At 40.3% G+C, this 375-nt stretch carries 1 protein-coding gene; it reads left to right on the forward strand.

From position 1 onward, the window contains the following. Positions 1–96: 96 nt before the first annotated feature. On the forward strand, positions 97–375 hold a 279-nt coding region (locus tag BN338_RS09545), incomplete at its 3' end, for a helix-turn-helix domain-containing protein (protein WP_039761654.1).

Genomic DNA, 375 nt, shown 5'->3' on the forward strand with positions numbered 1-375 from the left:
TTGTAGAATATATGCCCTCAATAATGGGCGGTAATTAGAGGTATATACCAAATATATTGTTTTGTAAACAGCATATTTGGTATAAAGGTGATTTTTTTGGCACGTCCAGAAGTAGAACCAAAAACAGAACTGGCAAAACGGTTACGTGAAGTACGGCGAATATTCGGAAACGAAGAACGAGGTATTTTTGCGCAACGCCTTAATTTACAACGCAATACCCTCGCCAATTACGAAATTGGAGCACATGAACCTCCATCCTCAGTAATTAACGCCTATTATACAGCCTATAACATTAATCCTCATTGGCTCGTTACTGGTGAAGGCGAAATGTTTAGTGACATGGCAAAAGCGAAAGCAGCCGGCTTTAAAGCACCC

The organism is Bartonella queenslandensis AUST/NH15 (assembly GCF_000312585.1).
In the GTDB taxonomy this organism is placed as follows: domain Bacteria; phylum Pseudomonadota; class Alphaproteobacteria; order Rhizobiales; family Rhizobiaceae; genus Bartonella; species Bartonella queenslandensis_A.